The sequence below is a fragment of the Bradyrhizobium sp. MI1.7 genome (genome assembly GCF_055811795.1).
The window spans coordinates 1-257 of the sequence record NZ_JBVVPO010000297.1 but is presented as its reverse complement, the minus strand read 5'-3'; the positions used below and the strand labels follow the sequence as shown (position 1 = coordinate 257).

The following is a 257-nucleotide window of genomic DNA, read 5'->3' as shown; positions in this document are numbered from 1 at the left end:
GCCATCAGAAGCCGTCCAGCTGATCGCGCGAGAAATGCCGCTCGCGCGGGGCGATGACGATCGCGCCCGGCCGGGCGGGCAGCTGCTCTTCGCCTTGGTCGAGTTTGATGGTCCCGGCCGCGATCTTGGCCAGCATCGCCATGGCGTCTTTCTTCGCGTCGACCACCGCATCGGGCGGCGTGTCACCGCATAGGCGATGATAGGCGAGCGCCACCGCGATCTCGGTCAGCAGCGGCGCGGGCTGGCCCAGGCGGTAC

1 protein-coding gene is annotated in these 257 nt (G+C 69.3%); it reads right to left on the bottom strand.

Annotation, left to right across the window (positions count from 1 at the left end; translation table 11 throughout):
• Positions 1–4: 4 nt before the first annotated feature.
• A partial coding sequence (locus AC0L3X_RS47580) for a phage protein Gp36 family protein (protein WP_473317677.1) occupies positions 5–257 on the bottom strand: 253 nt, incomplete at its 5' end.